Origin of the sequence: Aeromicrobium sp., assembly GCF_036676885.1 — a bacterium.
Lineage (GTDB): Bacteria > Actinomycetota > Actinomycetes > Propionibacteriales > Nocardioidaceae > Aeromicrobium.
This window is the reverse complement of record NZ_JAKFCB010000168.1, coordinates 1-7,393: the sequence shown is the minus strand read 5'-3', so window position 1 is coordinate 7,393 and position 7,393 is coordinate 1. Positions and strand designations below refer to the sequence as shown.

Genomic DNA, 7,393 nt, shown 5'->3' with positions numbered 1-7,393 from the left:
AGCGTGTCGAAGATCGTCTCGATGAAGATGACGTCGGAGCCACCGTCGAGCAGGCCCTTGGCCGCGGTCTTGTAGGCGTCGACGAGCTCGTCGAACGTCACGTTGCGGGCGCCCGGATCGTTGACGTCCGGCGAGATCGAGGCCGTACGTGTCGTGGGTCCGAGCGCGCCGGCGACATAGCGCGGCCGGTCCGGCGTGCGCTCGGTCATCGCGTCGCACTCGCGCCGGGCCAGGCGCGCTGACTCGAAGTTGAGCTCGTAGGAGAGCTCCTCCATGCCGTAGTCGCCGAGCGAGATCCCTTGCGCGTTGAACGTGTTGGTCTCGATGATGTCCGCGCCGGCCTCGAGGTACTCGCGGTGGATGCCGGCGATGATGTCGGGCTGGGTCAGCGTCAGGAGGTCGTTGTTGCCCTGGACGTCGGACGGCCAGTCGGCGAACCGCTCACCGCGGTAACCCGCCTCGTCGGGGCGATCCCGCTGGATCGCCGTACCCATCGCGCCATCCAGCACCATGATGCGGCTCCGCAGGAGCTCGGTCAGGGCGGACGTGGCGTCAGGACGGAGGTTGGGGGAGTGGGACACAAGCAATCCTCGAGGTGTTGATCGGTAGGAATGCTGGGGCGCTCCAGCCGGCGGCGGGCTCGCCTGGGCCTCGGGAGCTCCCGAACTTAGTGCTACAACTATCTCACGGGAGACAAGGTCACGCCGCGACCTTCCATCTACGTGGACAGACGTCCGACTCGCGGATTGTCGTTGCAGGCGCTGCTCTACGGTTGACGTGTGACTGAATACGCCGCCGTCCTCTGGGACCTCGACGGCACCATCGTCGACACCGAGCCGCTCTGGATGGCCGCTGAGCACGAGCTCGCCGCGGCCCACGGCAAGATCTGGACCGAGGAGGACGGCCTCGCCCTGGTCGGCAACTCCCTGCTCGGGTCCGGCCACTACATCCGCGAGAAGCTCGAGATCGAGATGACGGCCGAGGACGTCGTCGACTACCTCGTGAGCCAGCTCGCCGCGGCACTGTCCGAGCACATCGAGTGGCGGCCGGGCGCCCGCGACCTGATCGGGGCCCTCGACTCCGCCGGTGTGCCGCAGGCACTCGTCACGATGTCGTACACCTCGATCGCGGAGCCGGTGGCCGCGTCGCTGCCGTTCAAGGCCGTCGTCACGGGGGACATCGTCTCCCGTCCCAAGCCACACCCCGATCCCTACCTGCTGGCAGCGGAGCTACTGGGGGTCGACGCCCAGGACTGCCTCGCGATCGAGGACTCCGGCACTGGTGCCACCTCGGCCAACGCTGCGGGGTGCGACGTGCTCGTGGTGCCGCACTTCGTCAACGTGCCCCATGCTGAGAGCCGCATCCAGGTCCCCACGCTGGAGGGTTTGGGCATCGACGACCTCGCCGCGCTCTTCGCCTGAGTGCCCTCGAGCCGACCACCGCTCCTCGACCACCGTTCCTTGAGCCTGTCGAAAGGGCCCCCGCGGTCTCGACTCGTACGACCACCGTTCCTTGAGCCTGTCGAAAGGGCCCTGTGGACACAGCAGGTGACGTGTTCTTCGCGTTCGGCTCTGATGACGTCATGGCTTACGTCTACATCCTCGAATGCGCAGATGGCTCTTACTACGTCGGGAGTACCCGAAACCTTGAATCACGGCTGTGGCAACACCAACAGGGTCTGGGAGGCCAATACACGAGAAGACGCCTGCCAGTGCGTCTCGTGTACGCGTGCGAGTTCGAACGGGTTGTGGAGGCTTGGGGCGTCGAGCGGCGTATCCACGGTTGGTCGCGGGCGAAGCGTGAGGCATTGATCCGCGGAGACTACGCAGCTCTTCCGAACTTGGCTCGCAACCGTCAGCGACGCGAGCAGGAGAGCTAACGTCCTTTCGACAAGCTCAAGGAGCGGTGGTCACCCGAGCCCTTCGACCGCTTGCTCACACAGTGGGGCCCGTCAGGCCGGGGCCGGCGTGGTCACGTTGACGACCTCGAAGAAGGGCATCTCCGGGGGAGTGCCGCCGAACTCGGGGCACAGCGCCTTGTGGGCGCACCAGCCGCACAGTCCGCTCTTGCGGGGCGGGAAGTCGCGCAGCTCGATGGCGCGCTCGATCGCGGCCCACAGAGCGAGCAGCTTGCGCTCGGTCGCCAGCAGCTCCTGCTCGTCCGGCTCGTAGGTCAGGAACGACCCGTCGCCGAGGTACATCAGCTGCAGCAGGGTCGGCAGCACGCCGCGGGTGCGCCAGATGACCAGCGCATAGAACCGCATCTGGAACATCGCCCGATCCTCGAAACGCGGATTCGGGGCCTTGCCGGTGTTGTGCGTCGGCACGAAGCCGCGGCCGCAAAGGTAGAGAGAATCGGCCGCGTCGACAGCGACGCATTGTGTCGGAACCGACTCCACGGGTTCGACCGAAGCAATCACTCGGCGACGAGTGAGTTCGCGTTGGAGGGGCGTCACCTGGACCTCAGCCAAGATTGCCTTGCGAGCGAGGGAGAACGGATTGAAATCGCCCGGAGTGAACTCGATGATGTGCCAAGTTCTGTCCGCACGGATGGCGTTCTCGTAGTCCTTCGTGAAGTGTTGTGGGTTGATACCCAGCGATCTCAAGAGCTCGACAACGTCAGCCGCAAGACGATCATTTGTGGTGGTGAACCCTGCTCTCCGGCGAGCCAGGCTCCACCACCCATCGGTGTCCATCAGGCCGCGTAACAATTCTCTGCGCTGCTCGACGCCGGCGCGCAGGTAGATCGGCGGGATGTGCTTGTTCCCGCGGACCCCTATCTGACCGAGGAGCGTGCTGAGCGACAGGTTCCAGGCGTCCATGCCCCGGTGATCCTGTTCGTGCGCGCAACGGCGAGTCTCATGACCTGGAGTGGCGGGACGGAATGTGTTGTGCCCGAAAGTGCACCGGTCCGAAAGCTTCACCGGCGTCACCGAGTATGCGGTGCTCTCCTCGACGCAGCGAACCTCGCCGGACCAGTGCTCCTTGATCAGGGTGGACATGTCCGAAAGATCCCGCTTGCCAACGCTGATCCGCCCGCTACGAGTTGAGCCGTCGCCCAGCCAGGCTCCAAGCAACCACGGATCAACCACGAGTTCCGTCTCGTCAGTCTCGAGAGCTGCAGCAGTCTCGACCCAAACGGACCGCGGCGTGCCGGCTGCCGACACTTCGCGCATGATCTCGGCAAGGCGATCGGTGTCGACGGTCATCGTCGACCTGACTTGGCGGTGGCTTCTGACGACTGTCCACAAATGGACGTTGTCGCACACCACCTCGCTGCCGTCGCGGAAGGTCACCCGGTAGCAAGGACGGTGGTGGACTCCAGATTTCTTTGTGACGCGCACCGGCCGGCCGTCGCTGCCAAAGAGTTGATCGCCAACCTGGACCTCACCCATCGTGGTCCAGCCGTCAGGGGTGGGAAGCGGCGTGTCGACCGCCAAACCCTTGTAGTCCACCACTCTGATGCGGCCGTCGGGAGCGATGTCGATGCGGTCGACGATGCCGGCGAACGTGACACCGGACTCCAGCTCGTAGGACACCCGATCCTCGCGCGACGCCGGCTCGAGATAACGCGGGTCCTCCATGCCGAAGTACGTCTCCAGGAGGTCGACGCACGACGCCAGCCACGCGGTCTCATCAGCAGCCTGCTCGGCAGTGAACAGCTCGGCGAGCCGGGACTCCTCAGCACGCAGCTTCTCCCACTCGCCGGGCAGCAGCTCAACGGCACGCTCGAGGGTGCGTCCGGGGGCGGCCTCACCGAACAGATCCTCAAGCACGGCGTGCACCAGCGTGCCGCGGACCGCGATCGGGTCAGCTGGCTCGGGCAGCCGATCGATCGTGCGGAAGCGATAGAGCAGCGGACAGTTCTGGAAGTCGCCGGCACGGCTCGGCGACAACGACCGGCGTACGGTCAGCGGCGTGTCGGAGTCGTCCATGCCCAGCAGACTAGTTCGGCCCACCGACGAATCGGATCACGCCACGCAACCCGATAGGTTGACTCGGTGAGCACAACCCAGCACCCCGGCGCCTGGCGTCTCGGACGCCTCGTCGGCGTCGACGTGCTCATCCGGCCATCGCTGCTGATCATGGGCTTGTTCCTGGTCCTGCTGTTCGCGCCGCGGTTCGACGAGCGCACCGACGCCAATCCGTACGTGCTCGCCGCGGCCTTCGTCGTGGCGCTCTACATCTCGGTCCTGATCCACGAGCTCGCCCACGTCGCGGTGGCTCGTCACTACCGCATGCGGGTCCACTCGGTGACGCTCCACCTGCTCGGCGGCGAGACGCTGATCGAGGGCGAGAGCCGCAGACCGTGGCAGGAGCTGGCGATCTCGATCGCCGGCCCGCTGTCGTCGCTCGCGATCGGCCTGGTGTGCTTCGCCGTCGAGCCGAGACTCAGCGGCACGCCCGCCGACGTCGTGTACGCGGTGGCACAGGTCAACATCCTGGTCGCGATCTTCAACATGCTGCCGGGGCTGCCCCTGGACGGTGGCCGGGTCTTCCGGGCGATCATCTGGCAGGTCACCGGCCGCGAGGAGACCGGCATCCGCATCGCGGCGTGGATCGGTCGCGTCACCGCCGTCGCGCTCGTGGCGTACGCCCTCACCCGCAGCGCCGAGCCGACCTTCGAGATCGATGTCGCGATCGCCGTCCTGGTCGGCTGGTTCCTGTGGCAGGGCGCGGGCGACGCGCTGAGCAACGCCGGCCGCTCGGCCAGGATCAACGCCCTCGATGCCCGCACGATCGGCTTCGCCGGCGCCACACCGCCACCCAACGCCGAGCAGCTCTCGGCCGACCTCCACGGAGCAGAACTCTTGAAGGCCATGGCAGCACGACCCGCTGAGGCGTACGCGCTGGTGGAGGCGGATGGCACCATCTTCGGCGTGCTCACCGCCCGCGCCGTCGACGAAGCCTACCGAGCGAGCCGCTGATGACCTCGTTCATGCGCAGTGGCCCGCTCGAGCCGGGGGAATGGGTACGCCTGACCGACCCCAAGGGCCGCAAGCACAACGTCCAGCTCGAGGCCGGGTCGGAGTTCTCGACCAAGAAGGGCCAGATCCGTCACGACGACATGATCGGGCACCCCGAGGGCATCGTCATCGAGTCGTCGATGGGCGCGCCCTACCAGGTGTTCCGCCCGCTGCTGTTCGAGTACGTCGTCTCGATGCCGCGCGGCGCCGCGATCATCTACCCCAAGGACGCCGCGCAGATCGTGGCGCAGGCCGACATCTATCCCGGAGCCCGCGTCGTCGAGGCCGGGGCGGGCTCGGGCAGCCTGACGGCATACCTGCTGCGGGCGATCGGCCCTGAGGGCACGCTCGGCTCCTACGAGATCCGCGAGGACTTCGCCGAGAACGTCGAGCGCAACATCCACCAGGTTGCCGGCCCCAACCCGCCGGGCTGGACCCTGACGGTCGGCGACGTGCGCGAGGTCATCAGCGAGACCGAGATCGACCGCCTGATCCTCGACATGGTCGATCCGTGGACCTGCATCCCGCTCGCCGCCGAGCGCCTCGTGCCCGGCGGCATCATGTGTGCCTACGTCGCAACGACGACCCAGCTGTCCCGGTTCGTCGAGACCGTGCGCGAGCAGGGCGAGTTCACCGAGCCCCGGGCGTGGGAGACGCTGGAGCGCGACTGGCACCTCGAGGGCCTCGCGGTGCGCCCCGACCACAAGATGAACGGCCACACGGCATTCCTCGTGACCGCCCGCAAGATGGCGCCCGGCCAGACGTCGTTGGAGAAGTCGCGGCGTCCCGCACCGGGTGCGTACGGCCCCGACTACACAGGCCCGCGACCCGCCGGATTCATCGACGATTAGTCACGTCGGTGCAACGTCATCCAAAAGACACTGTCCCTGTGTCCGAGATGACAGACGTAGAACTGGTGCGGGCGGGTAGGGTCTTTTGTACGAGCAGGAGGTGGCCATGACAGACAACGAGCCCATCCAGACGAGCGAATCCGAACAGGAGCTCGCCTACTTGCGCGCGGAGGTCGAGCACCTGAGGCGCCGACTCGGCACCGAGGGATCCACCGACTCGCGACTCTCCGAGCTCGAGGCCAAGCTCGCTGCCACCAGCTCACAGAACGAGCGCCTCACGTCGACACTCCGTGAGGCCCGCGACCAGATCGTGTCGCTCAAGGAAGAGGTCGACCGGCTGGCGCAGCCGCCGACGGGTTTCGGCACGTTCCTGCAACGCAACGACGATGAGTCCGTCGACGTGTTCACGGGCGGCCGCAAGCTGCGCGTCAACGTCAGCCCGTCCGTCGACAAGGAAGCCCTGCAGAAGGGCCAGGAGGTCATCCTCAACGAGGCGATGAACGTCGTCACGGCGCTCGACTTCGAGCTCGTCGGCGAGGTGGTCTCGCTCAAGGAGATCCTGGCGGACAACGAGCGCGCCCTCGTGATGGGCAATGCCGACGAAGAGCGGATCGTGCGCCTCGCGCACTCGCTCGACGGCATCAAGCTGCGTCCTGGCGACTCGTTGCTGCTCGACTCGCGATCGGGCTACGTCTACGAGCGCATCCCCAAGAGCGAGGTCGAGGACCTGGTCCTCGAAGAGGTCCCGGACATCGACTACGAGAGCATCGGTGGCCTGCGCAGCCAGATCGAGTCGATCCGCGACGCGGTCGAGCTGCCCTACCTGCACCCCGAGATCTTCATCGAGCACGAGCTCAAGCCGCCCAAGGGCGTCCTGCTCTACGGCCCTCCGGGCTGCGGCAAGACCATGATCGCCAAGGCGGTCGCGGCGTCGCTGGCCAAGAAGGTGTCGGAGCGCACCGGCGAGGAGGGGCGGTCCTACTTCCTCAACATCAAGGGTCCTGAGCTGCTCAACAAGTACGTCGGCGAGACCGAGCGGCACATCCGCCTGGTCTTCCAGCGGGCCCGTGAGAAGGCCAGCGAGGGCACCCCCGTCATCGTGTTCTTCGACGAGATGGACTCGCTGTTCCGCACCCGTGGCTCGGGCGTCTCGTCCGACGTCGAGAACACGATCGTGCCGCAGCTGCTCAGCGAGATCGACGGTGTCGAGGGGCTCGAGAACGTCCTGGTCATCGGCGCCTCCAACCGCGAGGACATGATCGACCCGGCGATCCTGCGACCCGGCCGCCTCGACGTCAAGATCAAGATCGAGCGCCCCGACGCCGAGTCGGCGACCGACATCTTCAGCAAGTACCTCACCCCGAGCCTGCCGCTGCACGCGGACGACCTGGGGGAGTGGAACGGCGATCGCCAGGCCTGCGTGACGGGCATGATCCAGCGCACCGTCGAGCGTATGTACACCGAGTCCGAGGACAACCAGTTCCTCGAGGTCACCTACGCCAACGGCGACAAGGAAGTCCTCTACTTCAAGGACTTCAACTCCGGCGCCATGATCCAGAACATCGTCGACCGGGCC

Annotated in this window: 7 protein-coding genes; 5 read left to right on the top strand and 2 right to left on the bottom strand. The window is 66.5% G+C overall.

What is annotated here, in order from left to right; all coding sequences use genetic code 11:
• Positions 1 to 581 (bottom strand): homocysteine S-methyltransferase family protein (locus tag V6M46_RS08155; protein ID WP_332663615.1); only part of this gene is annotated, 581 nt, incomplete at its 3' end.
• A 198-nt stretch (positions 582 to 779) separates the two neighbouring features.
• Between V6M46_RS08155 and V6M46_RS08150 the strand changes: the two genes are divergently transcribed.
• Together V6M46_RS08150 and V6M46_RS08145 are read left to right on the top strand one after the other, a co-directional pair.
• Positions 780 to 1,421: an HAD family hydrolase gene (locus V6M46_RS08150; protein ID WP_332663613.1), complete on the top strand. Its 642-nt coding sequence runs from the start codon at positions 780 to 782 to the stop codon at positions 1,419 to 1,421.
• A 161-nt stretch (positions 1,422 to 1,582) separates the two neighbouring features.
• Positions 1,583 to 1,879, top strand: coding sequence for a GIY-YIG nuclease family protein (locus tag V6M46_RS08145; RefSeq protein ID WP_332663617.1), 297 nt, complete (start codon positions 1,583 to 1,585; stop codon positions 1,877 to 1,879).
• Positions 1,880 to 1,951: 72 nt separating this feature from the next.
• Here the strand turns inward: V6M46_RS08145 and V6M46_RS08140 are convergent, their stop codons facing one another.
• Complete coding sequence (locus V6M46_RS08140; protein ID WP_332663611.1) at positions 1,952 to 3,934, bottom strand: PD-(D/E)XK nuclease family protein; 1,983 nt, start codon at positions 3,932 to 3,934, stop codon at positions 1,952 to 1,954.
• 66 nt (positions 3,935 to 4,000) lie between these two features.
• On the opposite strand from V6M46_RS08140, the gene V6M46_RS08135 reads away from it, so the two are divergent.
• From V6M46_RS08135 to arc, 3 genes are all read left to right on the top strand, one after another.
• On the top strand, positions 4,001 to 4,927 hold the full coding sequence (locus V6M46_RS08135; protein WP_332663609.1) for a site-2 protease family protein: 927 nt from the start codon (positions 4,001 to 4,003) through the stop codon (positions 4,925 to 4,927).
• Positions 4,927 to 5,817 carry a tRNA (adenine-N1)-methyltransferase gene (locus tag V6M46_RS08130; RefSeq protein WP_332663607.1) on the top strand — a complete coding sequence of 297 codons (891 nt, stop codon included), beginning with the start codon at positions 4,927 to 4,929 and terminating at the stop codon, positions 5,815 to 5,817. Before V6M46_RS08135 ends, V6M46_RS08130 begins: the two co-directional genes overlap by 1 nt.
• 106 nt (positions 5,818 to 5,923) lie before the next feature.
• Positions 5,924 to 7,393: proteasome ATPase (gene arc, locus V6M46_RS08125; protein WP_332663605.1), on the top strand; the 1,470-nt coding region annotated here is incomplete at its 3' end.